The 23060-nt window shown below is 60.7% G+C and carries 23 protein-coding genes and 1 pseudogene; 13 read left to right on the top strand and 11 right to left on the bottom strand.

The window, feature by feature from the left end; all coding sequences use genetic code 11:
* The first annotated feature begins 39 nt into the window (after positions 1-39).
* The 4 genes from rng (at position 40) to tldD (ending at position 7812) form a co-directional block, all read left to right on the top strand.
* Positions 40-1497, top strand: a complete 1458-nt coding sequence (rng, locus tag PspCFBP13508_RS20115) for a ribonuclease G (protein WP_016771696.1) — start codon at positions 40-42, stop codon at positions 1495-1497.
* Positions 1498-1572: 75 nt separating this feature from the next.
* Complete coding sequence (locus PspCFBP13508_RS20110; RefSeq protein WP_137215501.1) at positions 1573-5376, top strand: YhdP family protein; 3804 nt, start codon at positions 1573-1575, stop codon at positions 5374-5376.
* A gap of 128 nt (positions 5377-5504) precedes the next feature.
* Positions 5505-6365, top strand: coding sequence for a carbon-nitrogen hydrolase family protein (locus tag PspCFBP13508_RS20105; RefSeq protein ID WP_110603717.1), 861 nt, complete (start codon positions 5505-5507; stop codon positions 6363-6365).
* Positions 6366-6369: 4 nt separating this feature from the next.
* Positions 6370-7812 (top strand): metalloprotease TldD, encoded by a 1443-nt coding sequence (gene tldD / locus PspCFBP13508_RS20100; RefSeq protein WP_093104683.1) that lies wholly within the window; start codon positions 6370-6372, stop codon positions 7810-7812.
* Between the two features lie 51 nt (positions 7813-7863).
* Here the strand turns inward: tldD and yjgA are convergent, their stop codons facing one another.
* Positions 7864-8388, bottom strand: a complete 525-nt coding sequence (gene yjgA, locus PspCFBP13508_RS20095) for a ribosome biogenesis factor YjgA (protein WP_016771692.1) — start codon at positions 8386-8388, stop codon at positions 7864-7866.
* Between the two features lie 102 nt (positions 8389-8490).
* Here yjgA and pmbA point away from each other — a divergent pair, with 102 nt between their 5' ends.
* From pmbA to PspCFBP13508_RS20065, 6 genes and pseudogenes are all read left to right on the top strand, one after another.
* Positions 8491-9843: a metalloprotease PmbA gene (gene pmbA / locus PspCFBP13508_RS20090; RefSeq protein WP_172834015.1), complete on the top strand. Its 1353-nt coding sequence runs from the start codon at positions 8491-8493 to the stop codon at positions 9841-9843.
* Positions 9844-10095: 252 nt separating this feature from the next.
* Complete coding sequence (locus PspCFBP13508_RS20085; RefSeq protein ID WP_016771690.1) at positions 10096-10503, top strand: hypothetical protein; 408 nt, start codon at positions 10096-10098, stop codon at positions 10501-10503.
* Complete coding sequence (locus PspCFBP13508_RS20080; RefSeq protein WP_137215500.1) at positions 10484-11860, top strand: class II fumarate hydratase; 1377 nt, start codon at positions 10484-10486, stop codon at positions 11858-11860. Before PspCFBP13508_RS20085 ends, PspCFBP13508_RS20080 begins: the two co-directional genes overlap by 20 nt.
* Before the next feature lie 27 nt (positions 11861-11887).
* Positions 11888-12328 carry a hypothetical protein gene (locus tag PspCFBP13508_RS20075; protein WP_137215499.1) on the top strand — a complete coding sequence of 147 codons (441 nt, stop codon included), beginning with the start codon at positions 11888-11890 and terminating at the stop codon, positions 12326-12328.
* A 1-nt stretch (position 12329) separates the two neighbouring features.
* On the top strand, positions 12330-12941 hold the full coding sequence (locus PspCFBP13508_RS20070) for a superoxide dismutase (RefSeq protein WP_016771687.1): 612 nt from the start codon (positions 12330-12332) through the stop codon (positions 12939-12941).
* Positions 12942-12971: 30 nt separating this feature from the next.
* Positions 12972-13644: pseudogene (locus tag PspCFBP13508_RS20065) on the top strand (ZIP family metal transporter).
* A 64-nt stretch (positions 13645-13708) separates the two neighbouring features.
* Here PspCFBP13508_RS20065 and PspCFBP13508_RS20060 read toward each other — a convergent pair.
* The 10 genes from PspCFBP13508_RS20060 to PspCFBP13508_RS20015 all read right to left on the bottom strand — a co-directional run bounded on the left by PspCFBP13508_RS20060 (position 13709) and on the right by PspCFBP13508_RS20015 (position 20712).
* Positions 13709-13984 carry an HPr family phosphocarrier protein gene (locus PspCFBP13508_RS20060; protein ID WP_137215498.1) on the bottom strand — a complete coding sequence of 92 codons (276 nt, stop codon included), beginning with the start codon at positions 13982-13984 and terminating at the stop codon, positions 13709-13711.
* 15 nt (positions 13985-13999) lie between these two features.
* On the bottom strand, positions 14000-14857 hold the full coding sequence (gene rapZ, locus PspCFBP13508_RS20055; RefSeq protein ID WP_076565860.1) for an RNase adapter RapZ: 858 nt from the start codon (positions 14855-14857) through the stop codon (positions 14000-14002).
* A 2-nt stretch (positions 14858-14859) separates the two neighbouring features.
* Positions 14860-15324 carry a PTS IIA-like nitrogen regulatory protein PtsN gene (ptsN, locus tag PspCFBP13508_RS20050; protein WP_130910549.1) on the bottom strand — a complete coding sequence of 155 codons (465 nt, stop codon included), beginning with the start codon at positions 15322-15324 and terminating at the stop codon, positions 14860-14862.
* A 12-nt stretch (positions 15325-15336) separates the two neighbouring features.
* Positions 15337-15645 (bottom strand): ribosome-associated translation inhibitor RaiA, encoded by a 309-nt coding sequence (gene raiA, locus PspCFBP13508_RS20045; protein ID WP_007912419.1) that lies wholly within the window; start codon positions 15643-15645, stop codon positions 15337-15339.
* Positions 15646-15718: 73 nt separating this feature from the next.
* Positions 15719-17209, bottom strand: a complete 1491-nt coding sequence (locus PspCFBP13508_RS20040; protein ID WP_016771682.1) for an RNA polymerase factor sigma-54 — start codon at positions 17207-17209, stop codon at positions 15719-15721.
* Positions 17210-17375: 166 nt separating this feature from the next.
* Entirely contained in the window at positions 17376-18101 is a 726-nt protein-coding gene (gene lptB / locus PspCFBP13508_RS20035) for an LPS export ABC transporter ATP-binding protein (protein ID WP_024011621.1), read from the bottom strand.
* Complete coding sequence (gene lptA / locus PspCFBP13508_RS20030) at positions 18101-18646, bottom strand: lipopolysaccharide transport periplasmic protein LptA (RefSeq protein WP_016771679.1); 546 nt, start codon at positions 18644-18646, stop codon at positions 18101-18103. The genes lptB and lptA overlap by 1 nt, the downstream gene beginning before the upstream one ends.
* Positions 18633-19205, bottom strand: a complete 573-nt coding sequence (gene lptC, locus PspCFBP13508_RS20025; RefSeq protein ID WP_130910088.1) for an LPS export ABC transporter periplasmic protein LptC — start codon at positions 19203-19205, stop codon at positions 18633-18635. Before lptC ends, lptA begins: the two co-directional genes overlap by 14 nt.
* 8 nt (positions 19206-19213) lie before the next feature.
* The gene (locus tag PspCFBP13508_RS20020; RefSeq protein WP_137215497.1) at positions 19214-19738 is read right to left on the bottom strand and encodes an HAD family hydrolase; all 525 of its coding nucleotides are present in this window, start codon (positions 19736-19738) and stop codon (positions 19214-19216) included.
* Positions 19738-20712 carry a KpsF/GutQ family sugar-phosphate isomerase gene (locus PspCFBP13508_RS20015; RefSeq protein ID WP_137215496.1) on the bottom strand — a complete coding sequence of 325 codons (975 nt, stop codon included), beginning with the start codon at positions 20710-20712 and terminating at the stop codon, positions 19738-19740. Before PspCFBP13508_RS20015 ends, PspCFBP13508_RS20020 begins: the two co-directional genes overlap by 1 nt.
* Before the next feature lie 272 nt (positions 20713-20984).
* On the opposite strand from PspCFBP13508_RS20015, the gene PspCFBP13508_RS20010 reads away from it, so the two are divergent.
* Genes PspCFBP13508_RS20010 through mlaD form a run of 3 tightly spaced genes read left to right on the top strand, consistent with a single transcriptional unit; the run spans position 20985 to position 23058 of the window.
* Entirely contained in the window at positions 20985-21794 is an 810-nt protein-coding gene (locus tag PspCFBP13508_RS20010; RefSeq protein WP_130909586.1) for an ATP-binding cassette domain-containing protein, read from the top strand.
* Entirely contained in the window at positions 21794-22591 is a 798-nt protein-coding gene (mlaE, locus tag PspCFBP13508_RS20005) for a lipid asymmetry maintenance ABC transporter permease subunit MlaE (RefSeq protein WP_016771674.1), read from the top strand. Before PspCFBP13508_RS20010 ends, mlaE begins: the two co-directional genes overlap by 1 nt.
* Complete coding sequence (gene mlaD, locus PspCFBP13508_RS20000) at positions 22591-23058, top strand: outer membrane lipid asymmetry maintenance protein MlaD (protein ID WP_016771673.1); 468 nt, start codon at positions 22591-22593, stop codon at positions 23056-23058. Before mlaE ends, mlaD begins: the two co-directional genes overlap by 1 nt.
* The last annotated feature ends 2 nt before the right edge of the window (positions 23059-23060 follow it).

Here is a 23060-nt window from a genome sequence, read left to right as displayed (position 1 = left end):
GCGGCCACTATCGTGAACATGCCTGAACGAGATCCTGCCATGAGTGAAGAGATTCTGATCAACATCACGCCGATGGAGTCGCGCGTGGCGGTGGTCGAAAACGGTGTGCTGCAAGAAGTCCACGTCGAGCGCACGCAGAAACGCGGGATCGTCGGCAACATCTATAAAGGCAAGATCGTCCGCGTCCTGCCGGGCATGCAGGCGGCATTTGTCGACATTGGTCTTGATCGCGCGGCTTTCATTCACGCCGCCGAAATCTCCCTGCGTGAAGGCCCGGCGGTGGAAAGCATCAGTTCGCTGGTGCACGAGGGCCAGAGCCTGGTGGTGCAAGTCACCAAAGATCCGATCGGCTCCAAAGGCGCACGCCTGACCACGCAACTGTCGATTCCTTCGCGTTATCTGGTGTACATGCCGCGCACTGCCCACGTTGGGATTTCCCTGAAGATCGAAGACGAAGCCGAGCGCGAGCGTCTCAAGCAGGTGGTCAGCGATTGCGTAGCCAAAGAAGGCATCAAGGAAGCCGGCGGTTTCATTCTGCGCACAGCCGCTGAAGGCGCGGGCGCTGATGAAATCCTCATGGACATCCGCTACCTGCGGCGCCTCTGGGACCAGATCAACGAGCAAATCAAGACCATCGCCGCGCCGAGCGTGATCTACGAAGACCTCGGCCTGGCCCTGCGCACCCTGCGTGATCTGGTCAATCCGAAGATCGAGAAGATCCGCATCGACTCGCGGGAAACCTTCCAGAAAACCACGCAGTTCGTCGCCGAACTGATGCCGGAAATCGCCGATCGTCTGGAACACTATCCGGGCGAGCGGCCGATCTTCGATCTGTACGGTGTCGAAGACGAAATCCAGCGCGCGCTGGAGCGCAAGGTGCCGCTGAAGTCCGGGGGGTATCTGGTGATCGATCCGGCGGAAGCCATGACCACCATTGACGTCAACACCGGGGCGTTCGTCGGTCATCGCAACCTCGAAGAAACCATTTTCAAGACCAATCTCGAAGCGGCCACGGCGATTGCCCGGCAGATGCGCCTGCGCAATCTTGGCGGGATCATTATCATCGACTTCATCGACATGGAAGATGAAGAGCACCAGCGTCAGGTCCTGCGCACTCTGGAGAAACAGCTGGAGCGCGATCACGCGAAGACCAACATCATCGGCATCACCGAGTTGGGCCTGGTGCAGATGACCCGCAAGCGCACCCGCGAAAGCCTTGAGCAGGTACTGTGCGAACCGTGCAGCAGTTGCCAGGGACGCGGCAAACTGAAAACCGCCGAAACCATCTGTTACGAGATCTTCCGCGAGATTCTGCGCGAGGCCCGGGCCTACCAGGCCGAGGGTTATCGGGTGCTGGCCAACCAGAAAGTAGTCGATCGTCTGCTCGATGAAGAGTCCGGTAACGTCGCCGAGCTTGAAGGCTTTATCGGCCGCACCATACGCTTCCAGGTGGAAACCATGTATTCCCAGGAACAATATGACGTGGTGCTGCTCTGAAGCCCTGCATCACCACTCATTCAACGCGGCTGGCCTCAGCTTTTCGCAGTATTTTTGCCATGGGAGCCAACTGACATGGAGCGTCTGACACGCATTCTGGCCGCACTCACCCGCTGGGGGCTGGGCCTGTGCGCGTTGGTTCTGGTGTTGATGGCGTTGTACGTCAGCCTCGGCCGCGAGCTGACCCCTCTGGTGGCGGAATACCGCGCCGACATCGAAGACAAGGCCAGCGCCGCCCTCGGCATGCCCTTGCAGATCGGTGAGCTGGAAGGCAACTGGAGCGGTTTCGCGCCGATCCTGCTGGCCCATGACGTGATGGTCGGCGACGGCGCCAACGCGCTGCGCCTCGACCGCGTGCGGGTGGTGCCGGATATGTGGGCCAGTGTGCTCGCCCGCGAGGTGCGCCTCGCGCATATCGAACTCAACGGTTTGAAGATCAGCCTCAAGGAAGCCGAAGACGGCACCTGGGCGCTGGAAGGCCTGCCGGTGCAGAAGGACCAACCGTTCGATCCGGCACAACTGTTCCAGCGCTCGCAGATGATCAAGCAACTGTCGGTACTAGACAGCCAGGTGACCCTGCAACCGCTCGATCACCCGCCCATGACGCTCACCTATGTCGGCCTCAATGTGCGTACCGGCGCCAGTCGCCAGCGTCTCGATGCGCGTCTGACCTTGCCCGACGGCCAGCCTGTGGCGCTGAGCCTGCGCAGCCAGTTGCGTCCTGATCAGTGGCAGAACAGCGTCATCGAGGGTTATGCCAGCCTGCCGCAAAGCGACTGGTCGAAATGGCTGCCCGAGCGCCTGACCCAGCAATGGAATTTTTCCGAGATCAAGGCCGGCGGTGAACTCTGGGTCGATTGGGCCGAAGGCGCGTTGCAAAGCGCCGCGTTGCGCCTGAATGCGCCGCAAGTGACCGGTGCCTACGCCGAGCGCAAGCCGATCCAGATCAACAATCTGGCGCTCAACGCCTATTACCGCAACACCGCCGAGGGCGCAAAGGTCACTCTTGATTCACTGGCGATGAGCTTCGGCGACACCCGTTGGGAATCCCATGTGCAGGTGCAGCAGGCTCGCGCCAGCGCCAACGCTGAAGAGCTCTGGCATTTGCAGGCCGATCGCCTCGATCTGACCCCGATCACGCCGCTGCTCAATGCGCTGGGGCCGTTACCGCAAAGCTTCGCCACTGTGGTCGAGCGTTTGAAGGTAACCGGCGGCCTGCGCAACGTGTTGCTGGACTTCCGCCCGACCGCCACCGATGGCAGCAAATTCGGCTTTGCCGCCAACCTCGATAATGTCGGTTTCGATGCCTACCACGGCGCTCCGGCGGCGCGGAATGTCAGTGGCAGCCTGAGTGGCAACCTCGACGGCGGCGAGTTGCGCCTCGACAGCAAGGACTTCGTCCTGCACCTCGATCCGATTTTCGCCAAACCATGGCAATACCTGCAGGCCAATGCGCGGCTGACGTGGAAGATCGACAAGGATGGCTTCACCCTGATTGCGCCGTACCTGAAGGTGCTGGGCGAGGAGGGCAAGATTGCCGGCGACTTCCTCATCCGCCTGCACTTCGACCATAGCCAGGAAGATTACATGGACCTGCGCGTCGGCCTGGTCGATGGCGACGGTCGCTACACCGCCAAATACCTGCCGGCTGTGTTGAGCCCGGCGCTCGATGAGTGGCTGCGCACGGCGATCCTCAAAGGCGCGGTGGACCAGGGCTTCTTCCAGTATCAGGGCTCACTGAGCAAGAACGCCGGCGAGGCTGATCGCAGCATCAGCCTGTTCTTCAAGGTCCATGACGCCGAACTGGCCTTTCAGCCGGGCTGGCCGCACGTGAGCAAGGTCAGCGGTGACGTGTTCATCGAGGACAGCGGCGTGCGCATCTGGGCCAGCAAGGGCCAGTTGCTCGATACCCAAGTCAGCGATGTCTTCGTCAATATTCCGCACGTACCGGCCGGGCAGAATAGCCATCTGTTCCTCGACGGCGCGTTTGCTGGTGGCCTGGGCGATGGCTTGAAGATTCTTCAGGACGCGCCGATCGGCACCGGCGAAACCTTTGCCGGTTGGGAGGGCGCGGGTGATCTGAACGGCAAGCTCAAGCTGGATATTCCGCTGGCCAAGGGCGAACAACCGAAAATCCTCGTAGATTTCAAGACCGCCAATGCGCGTTTGAAACTGGCCGAACCGAAACTGGAACTTAGCCAGCTCAAGGGCGATTTCCGCTTCGACAGCAATAAAGGCCTCAGCGGCCAGAACATCTCTGCACGGGCCTTCGACAAACCGGTCACTGCGCAGATATTCGCCGACGGCAGCCCCAACCAGATCAAGACTCGGGTGGCTGCCTCGGGGCAGGTTGAAGTGAAAAAACTCACTGACTGGCTGGGCGTGACCCAGCCGTTGCCGGTGTCCGGGACCATTCCTTATCAGTTGCAGCTGAACCTCTCAGGGGTCGACAGTCAGTTGATAGTCAGTTCCAGCCTCAAAGGCGTTGCAGTGGATTTGCCGGCGCCGTTCGGCATGGCCGCCGATGTCGGGCGCGACACGGTGTTCCGCATGACCTTGCAAGGGCAGGAGCGGCGTTACTGGGTCAATTACGATCAACTGGCCAATTTCACCTTTGCCGCGCCGCCGAGCAATTTCGCCGATGGTCGTGGTGAACTGTTTCTCGGCGCTGGCGAAGCGGTGTTGCCAGGCGCCAAGGGCCTGCGCATTCGCGGCGTGCTATCAGAGCTGGACGTCGCGCCGTGGCAGGATCTGGCCAGCAAGTACGCTGGCGGGGATCCGGGCGGCAGCGCCAAACAACTGCTCAGCAGCGCTGACGTCAAAGTCGGCAAGTTGACAGCGTTCGGTACCACGCTGGATCAGGCCTCGGTGCAAATCAATCGCAAGCCCGGCGCGTGGAATCTGGCGCTCGACAGCCAACAGGCCAAGGGCAGTGCCAGCCTGCCGGACGCCAACGGCGTGCCGATTGCGGTGAATCTGCAATACGTGAAACTGCCGGCGCCGGACCCGGCGGTGCAGGCTGACGAGAACGCGCCTGATCCATTGGCGTCGGTCGACCCGACGAAAATCCCGGCGCTGGATATCACCCTCAATCAATTGTTCCTCGGCCCCGATCTGGTCGGTGGCTGGTCGCTGAAAGTGCGGCCGACGGCCAAGGGCATCGCCCTGAACAACCTCGACATGGGCCTCAAGGGCATCCTCCTGCAAGGCAACGGCGGCTGGGAAGGCGCGCCGGGGGCAACCAGCAGTTGGTACAAGGGCCGGGTCGGCGGCAAGAATCTGGCCGACGTGCTCAAAGGCTGGGGCTTCGCGCCAAGCGTCACCAGTGAAGAATTCCACATGGATGTCGATGGCCGCTGGCCGGGCTCGCCGGCGTGGCTGGCGACCAAGCGCTTCTCCGGCACGCTCGATGCCTCGCTGAACAAGGGCCAGTTCGTTGAAGTGGAAGGCGGTGCTCAGGCGCTGCGGGTGTTCGGCCTGCTCAACTTCAACTCCATCGGCCGGCGCCTGCGTCTGGACTTCTCCGACCTGTTCGGCAAAGGCCTGAGCTACGACCGGGTCAAAGGTCTGCTGGTGGCGAACAATGGTGTCTACGTGACACGTGAGCCGATTCGCCTGACCGGGCCTTCGAGCAACCTGGAATTGGACGGCACGCTGGATCTGCTCGGTGACAAGGTCGATGCGAAATTGCTGGTGACGTTGCCGGTGACCAACAACCTGCCGATCGCCGCGCTGCTCGTCGGCGCACCGGCGGTCGGCGGCGCGCTGTTCCTCATCGACAAGCTGATCGGCGACCGCGTGGCGCGCTTCGCCAGCGTCAAGTACACCGTCAAAGGCCCATGGAAAGAGCCGAAAATCACCTTCGACAAGCCTTTTTAACTAGCAGACACTACCCCTGTAGGAGCTGCCGAAGGCTGCGATCTTTTGATCTGGCTCTTAAAAAAAATCAAAAGATCGCAGCCTTCGGCAGCTCCTACACAGTCATATGCAAATCCCGAGGAGTGGCCATGTCTTTAGCGGTGATTCAAATGGTCAGCCAGAGCGACGTGCCGGCCAATCTGGCCCAGGCCCGACGCCTGCTTGAACAGGCCGCCGCCGGCGGGGCGAAACTTGCGGTGTTGCCGGAAAACTTCGCCGCCATGGGCCGTCGTGACGTCGCCGATATCGGCCGCGCCGAAGCCTTGGGCGAAGGGCCGATCCTGCCCTGGTTGAAACAGACCGCCCGCGACCTCACCTTATGGATAGTCGCCGGCACATTGCCGTTGCCACCGTTGGGTCAACCCACGGCCAAGGCCAATGCCTGCTCGTTGTTGATCAATGAATACGGCGAGATCGTCGCGCGCTATGACAAGCTGCATCTGTTCGATGTCGATGTCGCCGACAATCGCGGCCAATACCGTGAATCCGATGACTATGCTTATGGCGGTAATGTAGTGGTGGCGGATACGCCGGTGGGGCGAGTCGGTCTGAGCGTGTGTTACGACTTGCGCTTCCCGGAGCTGTACAGCGAATTGCGTGCCGCCGGTGCCGAGTTGATTACCGCTCCGTCGGCGTTTACGGCCGTAACCGGCGCCGCGCATTGGGATGTACTGATCCGCGCGCGGGCCATCGAAACACAGTGTTATATCCTCGCGGCCGCACAGGGCGGCAGTCATCCGGGGCCACGCGAGACCTTCGGGCATGCGGCGATTGTCGACCCGTGGGGGCGTGTGCTGGCCCAGCAGGATCAAGGCGAGGCGGTGTTGCTGGCCGCCCGCGACAGCGATGAACAAGCGTCCATCCGGGCGCGCATGCCGGTGACGCGTCATCGGCGGTTTTTCTCGCAGGGCGCCCAGCGGCCTGCTTCAGAACACGAATTTAAGGCGTAAACCTATGAGCGAGTTGTTGTCCTCAGTCAGTGATCACCTGTTGGCACCCGGCGGTGTCACGATCGAGAGCCTGCAAGGCGTGCTCGGCGATCTGGCCGGGCCGGGCATCGATGCCGCCGACCTGTATTTCCAGGGCCAGATCTCCGAGTCGTGGGCGCTGGAAGACGGCATCGTCAAGGAAGGCAGCTTCAACCTCGACCAGGGTGTCGGCGTACGTGCGCAGTCCGGTGAGAAGACCGGTTTCGCCTACAGCAACGCGATCACCCTCGAAGCCCTCGGTGCTGCTGCCCGTGCTGCGCGCTCGATTTCCCGCGCCGGGCAGAACGGCACGGTGCAGGCGTTCAGCACCCAGGACGTGGCGCAACTGTACGCGCCGGATAATCCGCTGGAAGTGCTCAGCCGCGCGGAAAAAGTCGAGCTGCTCAAGCGTATCGACGTTGCTACCCGCGCGCTCGACCCACGGATTCAGCAAGTCAGCGTGAGCATGGCCGGGGTTTGGGAGCGAATTCTGGTGGCCTCGACGGACGGTGGCCTGGCTGCCGATGTGCGTCCGCTGGTGCGTTTCAATGTCAGCGTCATCGTCGAACAGAATGGCCGCCGCGAACGCGGCGGGCACGGCGGCGGTGGGCGTACCGATTACCGCTACTTCCTCGCCGAAGACCGCGCCATGGGTTATGCCCGTGAAGCGTTGCGTCAGGCGCTGGTCAATCTGGAAGCGATTCCGGCGCCGGCCGGTACCTTGCCGGTGGTGCTGGGTTCCGGCTGGTCCGGCGTGCTGCTGCACGAAGCGGTCGGCCATGGCCTGGAAGGCGATTTCAACCGCAAGGGCAGCTCGGCCTACAGCGGGCGCATGGGCGAAATGGTTGCCTCCAAGTTATGCACCATCGTCGATGACGGCACTTTGAGCGGCCGTCGCGGTTCGCTGAGCGTCGATGACGAAGGCACCCCGACCGAGTGCACCACGCTGATCGAAAACGGCGTACTCAAGGGCTATATGCAAGACAAGCTCAATGCGCGGCTGATGGGCGTGGCACGCACCGGTAACGGTCGTCGCGAATCCTATGCGCACCTGCCGATGCCTCGGATGACCAACACCTACATGCTCGGCGGTGAAAGCGATCCGGCAGAAATCATCGCTTCGGTGAAGAAGGGCATCTACTGCGCCAACCTCGGCGGCGGTCAGGTCGACATCACCAGCGGCAAGTTCGTGTTCTCCACGAGCGAGGCTTATCTGATCGAGGACGGCAAGATTACTGCACCGGTCAAAGGCGCGACATTGATCGGCAATGGTCCCGAGGCGATGAGCCGGGTGTCGATGGTCGGTAACGATCTGGCGCTGGACAGCGGTGTGGGTACGTGTGGCAAGGATGGGCAGTCGGTGCCGGTGGGTGTCGGCCAGCCAACGCTGAAAATCGATGCGATCACCGTGGGTGGCACGGGCGCATAAGAACGGTGGGGCTTTCGGGTGGCGCGCAGGACGGCCACCCGGTGGCGATTTTCAACGCAGGCCGCGTTGAGTCTCGTCCAGCTCCCGAATGTATTTGAAGATCTTGCGGCTCGAAGCAGGCGGTTTGTTTTGCGCAACCTCATGCTGGGCCTGACGGATCAGGGAACGCAATTGCTGGCGATCGGCGTCCGGGTACTCGATGACGAATTTCTCCAGCACGGCGTCATCGCCCGCGATCAGGCGGTCACGCCAGCGTTCCAGATTATGGAAGCGCTCGTTGTACTGGCGAGTGGAGGCATCGAGTTGATCGAGCAGAGTCAGAATCGCGTCAGTGTCCTGGTCGCGCATCAGTTTGCCGATGAACTGCAAATGCCGTTTACGCGCGATGTTCGCGGTGTGCTTGGGCGCATCGGCCAATGCCCGGCGCAAAGCGTCGGTCAACGGCAGTTTGGCGACCAGATCAGGCTTGAGTGTGGTCAGGCGCTCGCCGAGGTCAACCAGCGCATGCAACTCGCGTTTGACCTGAGATTTGCTTTTTTCTCCCGTATCGAGGGAGTCGTCGTAAGAATCAACCATGGTGGCAGTCCGCAAAGAAACGCCGCCATGATAACCAGTCGGGGGCCGCTTGTCCGGCCCGGTCGCTCGATGACCCCAGCCGAAAGCAGAATTTGAGTGGAGATGAGCATGAGTGCAGTTCAAAGCGTCGGCCCGCAGGCATTGCCGGCACTGCAAGAACAGGTCGAGCAGATCATCGCCGAAGCCAAGCGCCAGGGCGCCAGCGCCTGTGAAGTCGCGGTGTCGCTGGAGCAGGGGCTGTCGACTTCGGTGCGTCAGCGCGAGGTCGAAACCGTTGAATTCAATCGTGACCAGGGTTTTGGCATTACCTTGTATGTCGGCCAGCGCAAAGGCTCGGCCAGCACCTCGGCCACCGGGCCGGAGGCGATTCGTGAAACCGTCGCAGCAGCACTGGCCATCGCCAAGCACACTTCCGAAGATGAAGCCTCGGGCCTCGCCGACGCCGCACTGATGGCCAGGGATGTGCAGGATTTCGACCTGTTCCACGAGTGGGACATTACCCCGGAGCAGGCCATCGAGAAGGCTTTGCTCTGCGAGGCGGCGGCGTTCGATGCTGATGCGCGGATCAAGAACGCCGACGGCACCACCCTCAGCACCCATCAGGGCTGCCGGGTGTATGGCAACAGCCACGGTTTCATCGGCGGCTACGCGTCGACCCGGCACAGCCTGAGCTGCGTGATGATCGCCGAAGCTGACGGCCAGATGCAGCGCGATTACTGGTACGACGTCAATCGCCAGGGCAGTTTGCTCGCCGATCCGGTGAGCATCGGCCAGCGTGCCGCGCAACGGGCGGCGAGCCGTCTGGGCGCGCGGCCGGTGCCGACCTGCGAAGTGCCGGTGCTGTTTTCCGCCGAACTGGCGGGCGGTCTGTTCGGCAGCTTCCTCTCGGCAGTATCCGGCGGCAGCCTGTATCGCAAATCGTCGTTTCTCGAAGGCACACTCGGGCAAAAGCTGTTCCCGGAATGGCTGACCATCGATGAGCGTCCGCATCTGATGCGCGCCATGGGCAGTGCTTCCTACGATGGTGACGGCTTGGCGACCTACGCCAAACCGTTCGTCGAAAAGGGCGAATTGGTCTCCTACATCCTCGGCACTTACTCCGGACGGAAACTGGGCATGCCGAGCACCGCCAACGCGGGCGGTGTGCACAACCTGTTCGTCACCCATGGCGACGAGGATCAGGCAGCGCTGTTGAAGCGCATGGGCCGAGGACTGCTGGTCACCGAATTGATGGGCCACGGCCTGAACATGGTCACCGGTGACTATTCGCGCGGTGCGGCGGGCTTCTGGGTGGAAAACGGCGAGATCCAGTTCGCCGTGCAGGAAGTGACCATCGCCGGCAACATGCGCGACATGTTCAAGCAGATTGTCGCGGTGGGTAATGATCTGGAGCTGCGCAGCAACATCCGCACCGGCTCGGTGTTGATCGAGCGGATGACTGTCGCCGGCAGCTAAGCCGCGAATCCGCCAACAAAAAAAGGCGCGCCCTCCGTTCTGGATGGCGCGCCTTTTTTATTCGCTTCGCACAAATCCCCTGTGGGAGCGAGCCTGCTCGCGAAAGCGGTGGATCAGTTGTAAATGTGCTGACTGACACAGCGCATTCGCGAGCAGGCTCGCTCCCACAAGCGAACAGCGCAAACTCGAATGCTTGTGTTGGTTCTCATTATCATCTAATAATGAATCTCATCTCAGAACGAGTCCCGGATCATGAGTTCTGCCTTGCACGAGCAGCCCTACCTCGAAAGCTGGCGCTGGATGAGTCGCCAGATCCGTTGCGCGCTGGATCCTGACGAACCGCGCCTGATCGAACACTACCTCGCCGAAGGGCGCTATCTGTCCTGTTGCACAGCCACTTCGCCCTGGACTGTCGCCGAAACGTCTTTCCGTCTGCTGCTCGATACCGCCACCGACATTGCGTTGCCGTGGCACTGGCGCAGCGTCTGTCTCGATCAAGCCTGGCGTCCCTTGCGTGAAATGGAGCGCCTGTCGCTATGCCAATGCCGCTTGCGGCGCTGGCAACGCTACACCTGGCAGCTCGCCACTTGCGAGTTGCAACCGTCGATTCCTCTCATTGATTTGCTGCAAGGACATTCGCATGACCAAGACACGTATTGAGCGCGACAGCATGGGCGAACTGCAGGTGCCGGTCGATGCGCTCTATGGCGCGCAGACCCAGCGCGCCGTGGACAACTTCCCGATCAGCGGCAAACCGATGCCGACGCAGTTCATCCGCGCGCTGATCCTCGCCAAAGCCGCCGCTGCCCGGGCCAACGTTGAGCTGAACCAGATCAGCGCGGCCCAGGGCAAAGCCATCAGTGATGCCGCGCAAGGTCTGCTCGAAGGCGATTTCATGCAGCATTTCCCGGTGGATATCTTCCAGACCGGGTCCGGCACCAGCTCGAACATGAACGCCAACGAAGTGATCGCGACGCTGGCCAGTCGCATGCTCGGCGAGCCGGTCAACGCCAACGATCATGTCAACTGCGGGCAAAGCAGCAACGACATCATCCCGACCACCATCCACGTCAGCGCCGCGCTGGCCCTGCATGAACAATTGCTGCCGGCGCTGTTGCATCTGGTCCAGGCCATCGAGCGCAAGGCCGGGCAGGTGCATCATCATGTGAAGACCGGGCGCACCCACCTGATGGACGCGATGCCGGTGCGCATGAGCCAGGTGCTCAACGGCTGGGCACAGCAGCTCAAGGCCAATATCGGGCATCTGCAGGATTTGCTGCCAAGCCTGCAAGCGCTGGCGCAGGGCGGCACCGCGGTCGGCACCGGGATCAATGCGCATCCGGAGTTCGCCGCCCGATTCAGTCGGCATCTGAGCCAACTCACCGACGTGCAGTTCACCCCAGGCAAGGATCTGTTCGCGCTGATCGGCTCGCAGGACACCGCCGTCGCCGTTTCCGGCCAGCTCAAGGCCACCGCCGTGTCGCTGATGAAAATCGCCAATGACCTGCGCTGGATGAACTCTGGTCCGCTGGCCGGTCTCGGCGAAATCGAACTCGAAGCGCTGCAACCGGGTTCGTCGATCATGCCCGGCAAGGTCAATCCGGTGATTCCGGAGGCCACCGCCATGGTCGCTGCGCAAGTGATCGGCAACGACTCGGTGATCACCGTGGCCGGCCAATCCGGTAACTTCGAACTGAACGTGATGCTGCCGATCATCGCGCACAACCTGCTGAGCAGCATCGAACTGCTGGCCAATGCCAGTCGCCTGCTCGGTGACAAGGCGATTGCGAGCTTCAAGGTCAACGAGTCGCGCTTGCAGGAAGCGTTGTCGCGCAACCCGATTCTGGTCACCGCGCTCAACCCCATCATCGGTTACCAGAAAGCCGCCGAAATCGCCAAGCAGGCCTACAAGGAAGGTCGCGCGGTGATCGACGTCGCCCTGGAACACACCGACCTGTCGCGCAGCCAACTGGAAGAGTTGCTCAACCCCGAGAAACTCACCGCCGGCGGCGTGTAAACCCCGCAACCGCTTTGGAGGCTCACCATGGAGCACTGGAAACGCACGATCGAACGGGCCAATCGCTGCTTCATGCTGGGCGAACTGATCGACGCCCGCGAGGCTTACCTGCAGGCCCTGGCCCTGGCGCAAGTGTTGTTCGAACGCTGGGCGGATGCCGACGAAGCGGTGGCGGCCTGCGTCGTCTCTCATCACAACCTCGCCGACCTGCATTTGCGCCTGAATCAACCGGAGGAGAGCGCCGAATACCTGTGCGCTATCCATCAGCGTTTGTTGCAGACCATGCAGGACGAACGCCTGCGCCCGGCCCTGCGTGAGGCAGCGTTGCGCCAGAGCAGCAAGACCTACGTCGAACTGTTGAATTTCATCAGCGAGCACGGCGAGTACCCGCGCACCCAGCGCCTGCTGCATCCAGACACCGGCAATGCCCGCCGCGCCTCAGCTTCTCATCAGCATGGAGTCCATTGAAATGGCTTTTACCTTGCCTGCCTTGCCTTACGCCTACGATGCCCTCGAACCGCACATCGATGCGCAGACCATGGAGATCCATTACACCAAGCATCACCAGACCTACATCAACAACCTCAACGCCGCCGTAGAAGGCACCGAGTTTGCCGAATGGCCGGTGGAAAAACTCGTCGCCAGCGTCCAGCAACTACCGGAAAAACTTCGCGCGGCGGTGATCAACCAGGGCGGCGGGCACGCCAATCATTCGCTGTTCTGGGAAGTGATGGTGCCCAACGGAGGCGGCAAGCCCGACGGCGCGCTGGCCACGGCTATTGATGAGCAACTGGGCGGACTCGACAGTTTCAAGGAAGCGTTCACCAAAGCCGCGCTGACCCGCTTCGGCAGTGGCTGGGCCTGGCTCAGCGTGACCCCGGAGAAAAAGCTCATCGTGGAAAGCAGCGGCAACCAGGACAGTCCGTTGATGAACGGCAACACCCCGATTCTCGGGCTCGACGTCTGGGAGCACGCTTACTACCTGCGCTACCAGAACCGTCGTCCGGAATACATCAACGCCTTTTACAACGTGATCAACTGGCCGGAAGTTGCTGCGCGCTATCAGGCCGCACTGGTTTAAGCCTTCAATAAAAACATTCCAGGGCTGACTATGGGCACTGAAACACTGGCGATTGGCAGCGGGCGGATGTTTCGTTACGCTGTGGGTTCACTGTTGCTGTTGGCGGGGATGGCTTTGCTGGTTACCCAAGGTTTGCAATGGCTGAATCTGGAACCGAGATTGTTACGCGCCTTGCAGGGCGGCGCCATTTGCGCGCTGGGCACGGCGCTCGGCGCGGTGCCGGTGCTGGTCATTCGGCGCATGCCGCAGGCACTCAGCGATACCTTGCTTGGGTTTGGTGCCGGGGTAATGCTGGCGGCGACGGCGTTCTCGTTGATCGTGCCGGGCATTGCTGCGGCGGAGAGTCTTGGCCTGACGCCGTGGGCCGCCAGTGGCCTGATCTGCTTCGGCATCCTGTTCGGCGCATTCGGCCTGTATTGCTTTGGTGCTGGCCGGGGCGGGGATGTCGCGGGTCAGGGCCTTTCTGATCGGCGCGGCGTCTGGGCTGGTCGAACCGGTATTTGCACTGTTATGCGCGTGGCTGGTGAGTCTGGCTCAGGTCCTGCTGCCGCTGGGACTGGCACTGGCGGCCGGGGCGATGTTGCTGGTGGTGACCCACGAAGTTATTCCGGAGTCGCGCCGTCATGGGCATGACAAGCTGGCCAGTCTGGGCCTGCTGATCGGGTTTTGTCTGATGATGGTGATGGATACGGCGTTGGGTTGAAGAAGATCAAAAGATCGCAGCCTTCGGCAGCGCCGGCAAAGGCTGCGATCTTTTGATGGTTCTTTCAACCACCTTCATCGAAGTAGTTGTTGATCAACTCCACCAGCGCATCCATGGCTTCCTCTGCCTGCTCGCCTTCGGTACTCAAATGGATCTTGGTGCCCTTGCCAGCTGCGAGCATCATCATTGCCATGATGCTTTTACCGTCCACGGTGGTCTCGGGCGTGCGACCGACTCTTATCGTCGTCTCGGGAAACTTGCCGGCCACGCCGACGAATTTGGCCGACGCCCGGGCATGCAGACCCAGCTTATTGATGATTTCGATTTCACGAGCAGGCATCGCGGTGTGAATCCTTTAGGTGAGGTCGCGGTGGCGAACCTGGACGTTCTTCAGGGTTTTCTGCAGGGCCTGACCCAGACGTTCGGTCAGGTAGACGGAGCGGTGGTGCCCGCCGGTGCAGCCGATGGCAATGGTCACGTAAGCGCGGTTGCTGGCGGCGAAACGTGGCAGCCACTTGTTCAGGTAGGCGTAGATGTCCTGATACATTTCTTCGACATCCGGCTGCTGCGCCAGGTACTCCGCCACCGGTGCATCAAGGCCCGACTGCGCACGAAGCTCCGGTTTCCAGTACGGATTGGGCAGGCAGCGCACATCGAAGACCAGATCGGCATCGACCGGCATGCCGCGCTTGAAGCCAAATGATTCAACCAGAAACGCCGTGCCGGGCTCAGGCTGATTCAACAGGCGCAACTTCAGGGTATCGCGCAGTTGATACAGATTGAGGTTGGTGGTGTTGATTTTCAGGTCAGCCAGATCGGCGATCGGGCCAAGCAGGGCGGTTTCATCGTGAATCGCCTCGGCCAGTGAGCGATTGGCGTTGCTCAGCGGGTGACGACGACGGGTCTCGGAAAAACGCTTGAGCAGGGTTTCTTCATCGGCGTCCAGGTACAGCACATCGCACTTGATATGTTTGGCACGCACGTCTTCGAGCAGCTCAGGGAAACGTGACAGATGGCTGGGCAGGTTGCGTGCATCGATCGACACGGCGACCAGCGGCTGCGCCAGTTCGGTGTGAATCAGCGCCCGCTCGGCCAGTTCCGGCAGCAAACCGGCCGGCAAATTGTCGATGCAGTAGTAGCCGTTGTCCTCAAGGACATTCAGGGCGGTACTTTTACCCGAGCCCGAACGGCCACTGACAATGATCAAACGCATGATTAGTGCCCGTTCTGCTCGTCCAGTACAACCTGGTACAAGGCTTCGTTGCTCGCGGCGCTGCGCAGTTTTTCACGAACTTCCTTGCGGTCGAGCATGCTGGCGATCTGGCGCAGCAACTCCAGATGCGCATCGGTCGCGGCTTCCGGGACCAGCAGCACGAACAGCAGGTCGACCGGAGCGCCGTCGATGGCGTCGAAATCGATTGGCGCTTCAAGATGCAGCAGGGCACTGACAGGCGCCGTGCAGCCCTTGAGGCGGCAGTGAGGAATGGCGATGCCGTTGCCAAAACCGGTAGAACCGAGTTTTTCACGGGCGATCAACGCCTCAAAGACATCCTGCATCGCCAGATCCGGCACTTCGCGGTGGATCAGGTTGGCAATATGTTCGAGGGCTTTTTTCTTGCTGCCGCCCGGCGCGTTCACTTGGGAACGGCCGGGGGTCAGGATGGTTTCAAGTCGGATCATGGGATAGGGGGGTTAACGACCGGTCGCGCCCTGGAGGAGGCTCTGGGTCTTTTCCTTATGCTTTTTGAGTTGGCGATCCAGCTTGTCGGTGAGTGAGTCGATCGCAGCATACATGTCGGTATCTTCTGCGTTGGCGACCACTTCGCTGCCGGGGATATGCAAGGTGGCTTCGATCTTCTGCTTCAGCTTTTCGACGCACATCGTGACTTGCACGTTGGTGATCTTGTCGAAATGTCGCTCCAGTCGTTGGAGTTTTTCCTCGATGTAGGAACGCAGAGGTTGGGTCACTTCCAGTTGGTGTCCACTGATGTTGACTTGCATACAGCTTCTCCTTCGTTGCCAGTGCATAAAGCGGCAGGCCGAAAAGCCTGCCACTGGAACGCTGTAACGTGGCTTACATCAACCGCTTGCGTTCGCTCGAAGGCGCGATTCCGAGGGATTCGCGGTACTTGGCGACGGTGCGGCGAGCCACCTGAATGCCTTGTGCCTCCAGTAAACCAGCGATCTTGCTGTCACTCAACGGCTTTTTCTGATTTTCCGCTGCGACCAGTTTCTTGATGATCGCGCGGATCGCCGTGGACGAGCATTCGCCGCCTTCGGAGGTGCTGACGTGGCTGGAGAAAAAGTATTTCAGCTCATAAATACCGCGCGGGGTATGCATGAATTTCTGTGTGGTCACCCGGGAAATCGTCGATTCGTGCATGCCGACCGCTTCGGCGATGTCATGCAATACCAACGGCTTCATCGCTTCGTCGCCGTATTCGAGGAAGCCGCGCTGATGTTCGACGATCTGCGTGGCCACTTTCATCAGGGTTTCGTTGCGGCTCTGCAGGCTCTTGATGAACCAGCGGGCTTCCTGCAACTGGTTACGCATGAAGGTGTTGTCGGCGCTGGTGTCGGCACGCTTAACAAACCCGGCGTACTGGGCATTGACGCGCAGGCGTGGCACCGATTCCTGGTTCAGCTCGACCAGCCAGCGCTCGTTGTCCTTGCGCACGATCACATCGGGAATGACGTATTCGGCTTCGGTTGATTCGATCTGCGAGCCCGGACGCGGATTGAGGCTCTGTACCAGCTCGATGACCTGGCGCAGCTCGTCTTCCTTGAGCTTCATCCGGCGCATCAACTGGCTGTAATCGCGGCTGCCGAGGAGGTCGATGTAATCGGCGACGAGGCGCTTGGCCTCGGTCAGCCACGGCGTCTTCGCGGGCAACTGACGCAATTGCAGCAGCAGGCATTCGCTGAGGTTGCGGGCGCCGATACCGGCGGGCTCGAATTGCTGGATGCGATGCAGGACGGCTTCGATCTCGTCGAGCTCGATGTCCAGTTCAGGATCGAACGCTTCGAGAATTTCTTCGAGTGTTTCGTCCAGATAGCCCTGATTGTTGATGCAATCAATCAGAGTCACGGCGATCAATCGATCGGTGTCGGACATCGGCGCCAGGTTCAGTTGCCAGAGCAGATGGCTTTGCAGGCTCTCGCCGGCGGAGGTGCGGGTGGTGAAATCCCACTCGTCGTCATCGCTGCTGGGCAGGCTGCTCGCGCTGGTCTGGTAGACGTCTTCCCAGGCGGTATCCACCGGCAGTTCGTTGGGGATGCGTTCGTTCCACTCGCCATCCTCAAGGTTGTCCACCGTCGGGGCGGTTTCCTGGTAGGAGGGTTCCTGGATTTCGGCGGGCTTCTGTTCGGCGTTGTCGGCCAGAGGATCGGCGTTGTCGAAGTCGTCGCCTTCTTCCTGGCGTTCGAGCATCGGATTGGATTCCAGAGCCTCCTGGATCTCCTGTTGCAGGTCCAGGGTCGACAATTGGAGCAGGCGGATGGCCTGTTGCAGCTGCGGTGTCATCGTCAGCTGCTGGCCCATTCTCAAGACTAGCGATGGTTTCATGGCAGGGGCTTAACACCTTATTCGCCGGCGCTTTGCGCCATCCACTACAGGGCGCCGAAGCGCCAAACTTAAGCAAATTATATGCCTGAAACTGAAGTGTTTGCCTAGAGCGCTGTAACAATTAAAGCGGATAAATGCACCTTGAATCGATACAGCGCTGTCGCGCTTACAGGCGGAACTCGTGACCCAGATACACTTCCTTGACCAGATCGTTGGCCAGGATCGTCTCGGCATCGCCTTCAGCGATCAGTTGACCGTCGTTGACGATGTAAGCGGTTTCGCAGATGTCCAGCGTCTCACGGACGTTGTGGTCGGTGATCAGCACACCGATGCCCTTGGCCTTGAGGTGATGAATGATCTGCTTGATGTCGCCGACCGAGATCGGGTCGACGCCGGCGAACGGTTCGTCGAGCAGGATGAACTTCGGCGCAGTGGCCAACGCGCGAGCAATTTCCACTCGGCGGCGTTCACCACCGGACAGGCTCATGCCGAGGTTGTCGCGGATGTGGCTGATGTGGAATTCCTGCAGCAGGCTTTCCAGCTCCTTGCGACGGCCGGCCTTGTCGAGTTCCGGGCGGGTCTCGAGGATCGCCATGATGTTGTCGGCGACCGACAGTTTGCGGAAGATCGACGCTTCTTGCGGCAGATAGCCGATACCGGCCTTGGCGCGGCCGTGCATCGGCTGATGGCTGACGTCCAGATCATCGATCAGCACGCGGCCCTGATCCGCCTGCACCAGGCCGACGATCATGTAGAAACAGGTCGTCTTGCCGGCGCCGTTCGGACCGAGCAAGCCGACGATCTGCCCACTGTCGATCGACAGGCTGACGTCACGCACGACCTGGCGGCTTTTATAGGCCTTGGCCAGGTGCTGAGCTTTCAGAGTTGCCATTACTGGGATTTCTCTTCGGTTTTCTTCTTCGGCTGGATCACCATGTCGATGCGCGGACGCGATTCGGTGACCTTGCTGCCCGTGGCGCGACCGGCGCTGGCCAGTTTCTTCACGGTGTCGTAGACGATTTTTTCGCCCTGGGTGACGTTGTTATCCTTGTCGATAACCTTGGCCTTGTCGATCAGCACCACCCGGTTCTGCTGGGCGTGGTATTGAATCGTCACGCCGTAGCCCTTGACCGGGTTGGCGTCGCCCTGGGTCTGCAGCTGCTCGAAGTAAGCCAGGTTGCCCACCGAGGTCACCACGTCGATGTCGCCATTGGGCGCGCGAGTCATGGTCACTGTGTTGCCTTTGACGATCATCGAACCCTGGGTAATGATCACGTCACCTTTATAGGTGGCGATGCCATTCTTGTCGTCCAGTTGCGCGTCGTCGGCCTGAATGCGGATAGGCTGCTGCTGATCGTTCGGCAGGGACCAGGCGCTCGCGCTTCCCAGTGCTGCGCCCAGACTGAGCAAAATAGGGAGGGTTTTAACGAGCCTCATACTGTCCTCTTACGTTCGATTGCAGGTGTATCCTGCTTTCCTTCAGGTACGCTTTCATTCCGACGCCAGTCGATACACCGCCAGCGCCCTCGATTCTAACGGGTTGCGCAGTCTGCGCATATTCCTGCTGCGGGAACACGGTCATGCGGGTGCTGGTGATCAGGGTGCCGCGCTGTTTCTCGTCGGTGCGCTGTACGCGTACCGAGTCGATCAATTCCACTTCGGTACCGCCCGAATTCACTTCGCCGCGCTCACTGGTCACGTGCCATGGGAAGTCGGTGCCGCGGTACATGTTCAAATCAGGCTTGGTCACCAGGGTGATATCGGTAGCCTTGACGTGCTCGGCCTTGTCGGAAGTCATCTCGTACTGCACCTTACCGTCGGGCAGGTACTGAATGGTATGCGTGTTGGTCGCGTACCAGTCGATCGGATTCTCGGCCGCCGAAACCGGTGGCTTGTCGAGGAAGCGTTCCGGGCTGATGTTCCAGTAGCCGACCGCAGCGAAAATCGCCGCGATGCAGCCAAACAGCAGGAAGTTGCGAAACTTTTTGCTAAACATGGTCAGGCTCACAGGTACGCGGCATTGGCCGCTTCAAGGCGGCCCTGGGCGCGCAGGATCAATTCGCAGAATTCGCGGGCGGCACCTTCGCCGCCGCGGGCGCGGGTAACCCCGTGGGCGTGTTCGCGGACAAAGTCGGCAGCGTTGGCCACCGCCATGCCCAGCCCTACACGGCGGATTACCGGCAAGTCTGGCAGATCGTCACCGAGATAGGCGACTTCTTCATAGCTCAGGCCCAGTTGTCCGAGCAGGCCGTCGAGCACCACCAGTTTGTCTTCGCGCCCCTGAAACAGGTGCGGGATGCCGAGGTTTTTCGCGCGGCGCTCGACCACCGGGGTTTTGCGGCCACTGATGATCGCCGTTTGCACGCCGGCATTCATCAGCATTTTGATGCCCTGGCCGTCGAGGGTGTTGAAGGTCTTGAACTCGCTGCCGTCTTCGAGGAAGTACAGGCGGCCGTCGGTGAGCACACCGTCGACGTCGAACACTGCCAGTTTGATCGCTTTGCCGCGGTGCAGCAGATCGTTGCTCATTACATGACTCCTGCGCGCAGCAGATCGGAGAGGTTGAAGGCGCCGATCGGGCGATCCTCCTCGTCGACGACTACCAGGGCGTTGATTCGATGGTCTTCCATGATTTTCAGGGCTTCGGCGGCGAGCATGTCGGGCCGGGCGGTCTTGCCGTGGGCGGTCATCACCTGATCGATGGTGGCGCTGCGAATGTCGATGGCACGATCCAGGGTGCGGCGCAGATCGCCGTCAGTGAAGATCCCGGCGAGCTTGCCGTCGGCTTCAAGGATAGCGGTCATGCCCAGACCCTTGCGGGTCATTTCCATCAGCGCGTCTTTGAGCAGGGTGCCGCGTTGTACCTGCGGCAGCTCCTGCCCGGCGTGCATGACGTTTTCGACTTTCAGCAGCAGGCGACGACCAAGGGCGCCACCCGGATGTGAGAAGGCAAAGTCTTCAGCGGTAAATCCGCGCGCTTCCAGCAAAGCCACGGCGAGGGCATCGCCCATGACCAGTGCTGCAGTAGTAGAAGAAGTCGGCGCCAGATTCAACGGGCAGGCTTCGTGCTCGACATGCACATTGAGATTGACCTCGGCGGCCTTCGCCAAGGGCGACTGCGGGTTGCCGGTAACGCTGATCAACTGGATGCCCAGGCGTTTGATCAGTGGCAGCAGGGTCACGATTTCGTTGGTCGAACCGGAGTTCGACAGTGCCAGAATCACGTCGTCGCGGGTGATCATGCCCATGTCGCCATGGCTGGCTTCGGCCGGATGCACGAAAAACGCCGGGGTGCCGGTGCTGGCCAGGGTGGCGGCGATCTTGTTGCCGACGTGCCCGGATTTGCCCATGCCGACCACGACGACGCGGCCCTTGCTGGCCAGAATCATCTCGCAAGCGCGTACGAAATCGGCGTCGATATGGGCCATCAAGCCTTGGACGGCTTCCACTTCGAGGCGGATGGTGCGTTGTGCCGACTGAATCAGGTCGCGGGTTTTGCTCATGTCAGAATCGTATGGGCCGATGAAAAGGCGGCGATTATAGCGGTTATGTGGCAAAGCCTCACGCAAGTTCGTCGTGCTTTGTCATTACTGGTTACCAAAACACTCTGAAAGTCGCTGCGACCCTCATGTGTCGGCGATTCTGGCCGGGTTCTCGCTTGGGCGCTCAGCCTTTGCAGTGATATAGTTCGCCGCCAGTTCGGCCTGCCCGGGATGCAGGTGTTTCCGAGGAAAGTCTGGCATCCCAGTGAGAGGCTGCATCGCAAGGAGTTTAGATGAGTGCCGATAACGCCTACGCGGTCGAGCTGAAGGGAGTCTCCTTCAAGCGCGGTGCGCGGAGCATTTTCAATAACGTCGATATCCGCATCCCCCGCGGCAAGGTCACCGGCATCATGGGGCCTTCCGGCTGCGGCAAGACCACGCTGCTGCGCCTGATGGGCGCACAGTTGCGGCCGTCCAGCGGTGAAGTCTGGGTCAACGGGCAGAATCTGCCGACGCTGTCGCGCAGTGATCTGTTCGATGCGCGCAAGCACATGGGCGTGCTGTTTCAGAGCGGTGCGCTGTTCACTGACCTTGATGTGTTCGAGAACGTGGCCTTCCCGCTGCGGGTGCACACGCAACTGCCGGAAGACATGATCCGCGACATCGTCCTGCTCAAATTGCAGGCAGTGGGTCTGCGTGGCGCCATCGAGCTGATGCCGGACGAACTGTCCGGCGGCATGAAGCGCCGTGTTGCGCTGGCCCGGGCGATTGCCCTCGATCCGCAGATTCTCATGTACGACGAGCCCTTCGTGGGCCAGGACCCGATCGCCATGGGCGTGCTGGTGCGCCTGATCCGCCTGCTCAACGATGCCCTGGGCATCACCAGCATCGTGGTCTCGCACGATCTTGCAGAAACCGCGAGCATTGCCGACTACATCTATGTAGTGGGCGATGGTCAGGTGCTGGGCCAAGGCACACCGGATGAGCTGATGAAATCCGATGACCCGCGTATCCGCCAGTTCATGACCGGTGATCCCGATGGCCCGGTGCCGTATCACTTTCCAGCGACGGATTACCGCGCAGATCTTCTGGGGAAGCGCTGATGCGCAGAATTTCATTGATGGAACGCGTGCGTCGGTTCGGCGAATCGGCGATCGACGCGGTCGCGGTGTTTGGTCGGGCGACCCTGTTCCTGTTTCACGCCCTGCTGGGCCGTGGCGGTATCAGCGGTGGTTTCGGCCTGCTGGTCAAGCAGCTGCATTCGGTCGGCGTCATGTCGCTGGTGATCATCGTGGTCTCCGGCATTTTCATCGGCATGGTCCTGGCGTTGCAGGGCTTCAGCATTCTTTCCAGCTATGGTTCAGAGCAGGCGGTGGGGCAGATGGTCGCCCTGACGCTGCTGCGTGAACTGGGGCCGGTTGTCACCGCGTTGCTGTTTGCCGGGCGCGCCGGTTCGGCGTTGACCGCCGAGATCGGCAACATGAAATCCACCGAGCAGTTGTCCAGCCTGGAAATGATCGGTGTCGATCCGCTCAAGTACATCATTGCCCCGCGCCTGTGGGCCGGCTTCATTTCCCTGCCGGTGCTGGCGATGATCTTCAGCGTCGTCGGCATCTGGGGCGGTTCGTGGGTCGCAGTCGACTGGCTGGGCGTTTATGAAGGCTCGTACTGGGCGAACATGCAGAACAGCGTGAATTTCACCAGTGACGTGCTCAATGGCGTGATCAAGAGTGTCGTTTTCGCCTTTGTGGTGACCTGGATCGCCGTATTCCAAGGCTATGACTGTGAGCCCACTTCCGAGGGGATCAGTCGTGCCACCACCAAGACCGTGGTGTTTGCCTCGCTGGCAGTGCTCGGCCTGGACTTTATTCTGACCGCTTTGATGTTTGGAGATTTCTGATGCAAAACCGCACCCTGGAAATCGGTGTCGGCCTGTTCCTGCTGGCAGGGATCCTGGCTTTGCTGCTGCTCGCCTTGCGCGTCAGCGGCCTGTCTCCGACTTCGTCCACCGACACTTACAAGTTGTATGCGTATTTCGACAATATCGCCGGTCTGACGGTCAGAGCCAAAGTGACCATGGCCGGTGTGACCATCGGCAAGGTCACCGCTATCGATCTGGATCGCGACAGCTTCACCGGTCGGGTCACGCTGCAGGTGGATAAAAAGGTCGACAACCTGCCGGTTGATTCGACTGCGTCTATCCTCACCGCGGGTCTGCTGGGCGAGAAATACATCGGTATCAGCGTCGGCGGCGAGGACACACAGTTGAAAGACGGCGGAACCATCCACGACACGCAGTCGTCACTGGTACTGGAAGACCTGATCGGTAAATTCCTGCTCAATACCGTTAGCAAAGACGCCAAATGAGG

This window comes from Pseudomonas sp. CFBP13508 (assembly GCF_005233515.1).
Classification (GTDB): Bacteria; Pseudomonadota; Gammaproteobacteria; order Pseudomonadales; family Pseudomonadaceae; genus Aquipseudomonas; species Aquipseudomonas mercuritolerans.
Note: the sequence above shows the minus strand (reverse complement) of the source record. Positions and strands in the feature narration are given on the sequence as shown.

What these genes read in the sequence shown, in the direction of transcription:
- rng (WP_016771696.1), top strand. Translation starts at nt 40, where the DNA reads ATGAGTGAAGAGATTCTGATCAACATCACGCCGATGGAGTCGCGCGTG.
- PspCFBP13508_RS20110 (WP_137215501.1), top strand. Translation starts at nt 1,573, where the DNA reads ATGGAGCGTCTGACACGCATTCTGGCCGCACTCACCCGCTGGGGGCTG.
- PspCFBP13508_RS20105 (WP_110603717.1), top strand. Translation starts at nt 5,505, where the DNA reads ATGTCTTTAGCGGTGATTCAAATGGTCAGCCAGAGCGACGTGCCGGCC.
- tldD (WP_093104683.1), top strand. Translation starts at nt 6,370, where the DNA reads ATGAGCGAGTTGTTGTCCTCAGTCAGTGATCACCTGTTGGCACCCGGC.
- yjgA (WP_016771692.1), bottom strand. Translation starts at nt 8,388, where the DNA reads ATGGTTGATTCTTACGACGACTCCCTCGATACGGGAGAAAAAAGCAAA.
- pmbA (WP_172834015.1), top strand. Translation starts at nt 8,491, where the DNA reads ATGAGCATGAGTGCAGTTCAAAGCGTCGGCCCGCAGGCATTGCCGGCA.
- PspCFBP13508_RS20085 (WP_016771690.1), top strand. Translation starts at nt 10,096, where the DNA reads ATGAGTTCTGCCTTGCACGAGCAGCCCTACCTCGAAAGCTGGCGCTGG.
- PspCFBP13508_RS20080 (WP_137215500.1), top strand. Translation starts at nt 10,484, where the DNA reads ATGACCAAGACACGTATTGAGCGCGACAGCATGGGCGAACTGCAGGTG.
- PspCFBP13508_RS20075 (WP_137215499.1), top strand. Translation starts at nt 11,888, where the DNA reads ATGGAGCACTGGAAACGCACGATCGAACGGGCCAATCGCTGCTTCATG.
- PspCFBP13508_RS20070 (WP_016771687.1), top strand. Translation starts at nt 12,330, where the DNA reads ATGGCTTTTACCTTGCCTGCCTTGCCTTACGCCTACGATGCCCTCGAA.
- PspCFBP13508_RS20060 (WP_137215498.1), bottom strand. Translation starts at nt 13,984, where the DNA reads ATGCCTGCTCGTGAAATCGAAATCATCAATAAGCTGGGTCTGCATGCC.
- rapZ (WP_076565860.1), bottom strand. Translation starts at nt 14,857, where the DNA reads ATGCGTTTGATCATTGTCAGTGGCCGTTCGGGCTCGGGTAAAAGTACC.
- ptsN (WP_130910549.1), bottom strand. Translation starts at nt 15,324, where the DNA reads ATGATCCGACTTGAAACCATCCTGACCCCCGGCCGTTCCCAAGTGAAC.
- raiA (WP_007912419.1), bottom strand. Translation starts at nt 15,645, where the DNA reads ATGCAAGTCAACATCAGTGGACACCAACTGGAAGTGACCCAACCTCTG.
- PspCFBP13508_RS20040 (WP_016771682.1), bottom strand. Translation starts at nt 17,209, where the DNA reads ATGAAACCATCGCTAGTCTTGAGAATGGGCCAGCAGCTGACGATGACA.
- lptB (WP_024011621.1), bottom strand. Translation starts at nt 18,101, where the DNA reads ATGGCAACTCTGAAAGCTCAGCACCTGGCCAAGGCCTATAAAAGCCGC.
- lptA (WP_016771679.1), bottom strand. Translation starts at nt 18,646, where the DNA reads ATGAGGCTCGTTAAAACCCTCCCTATTTTGCTCAGTCTGGGCGCAGCA.
- lptC (WP_130910088.1), bottom strand. Translation starts at nt 19,205, where the DNA reads ATGTTTAGCAAAAAGTTTCGCAACTTCCTGCTGTTTGGCTGCATCGCG.
- PspCFBP13508_RS20020 (WP_137215497.1), bottom strand. Translation starts at nt 19,738, where the DNA reads ATGAGCAACGATCTGCTGCACCGCGGCAAAGCGATCAAACTGGCAGTG.
- PspCFBP13508_RS20015 (WP_137215496.1), bottom strand. Translation starts at nt 20,712, where the DNA reads ATGAGCAAAACCCGCGACCTGATTCAGTCGGCACAACGCACCATCCGC.
- PspCFBP13508_RS20010 (WP_130909586.1), top strand. Translation starts at nt 20,985, where the DNA reads ATGAGTGCCGATAACGCCTACGCGGTCGAGCTGAAGGGAGTCTCCTTC.
- mlaE (WP_016771674.1), top strand. Translation starts at nt 21,794, where the DNA reads ATGCGCAGAATTTCATTGATGGAACGCGTGCGTCGGTTCGGCGAATCG.
- mlaD (WP_016771673.1), top strand. Translation starts at nt 22,591, where the DNA reads ATGCAAAACCGCACCCTGGAAATCGGTGTCGGCCTGTTCCTGCTGGCA.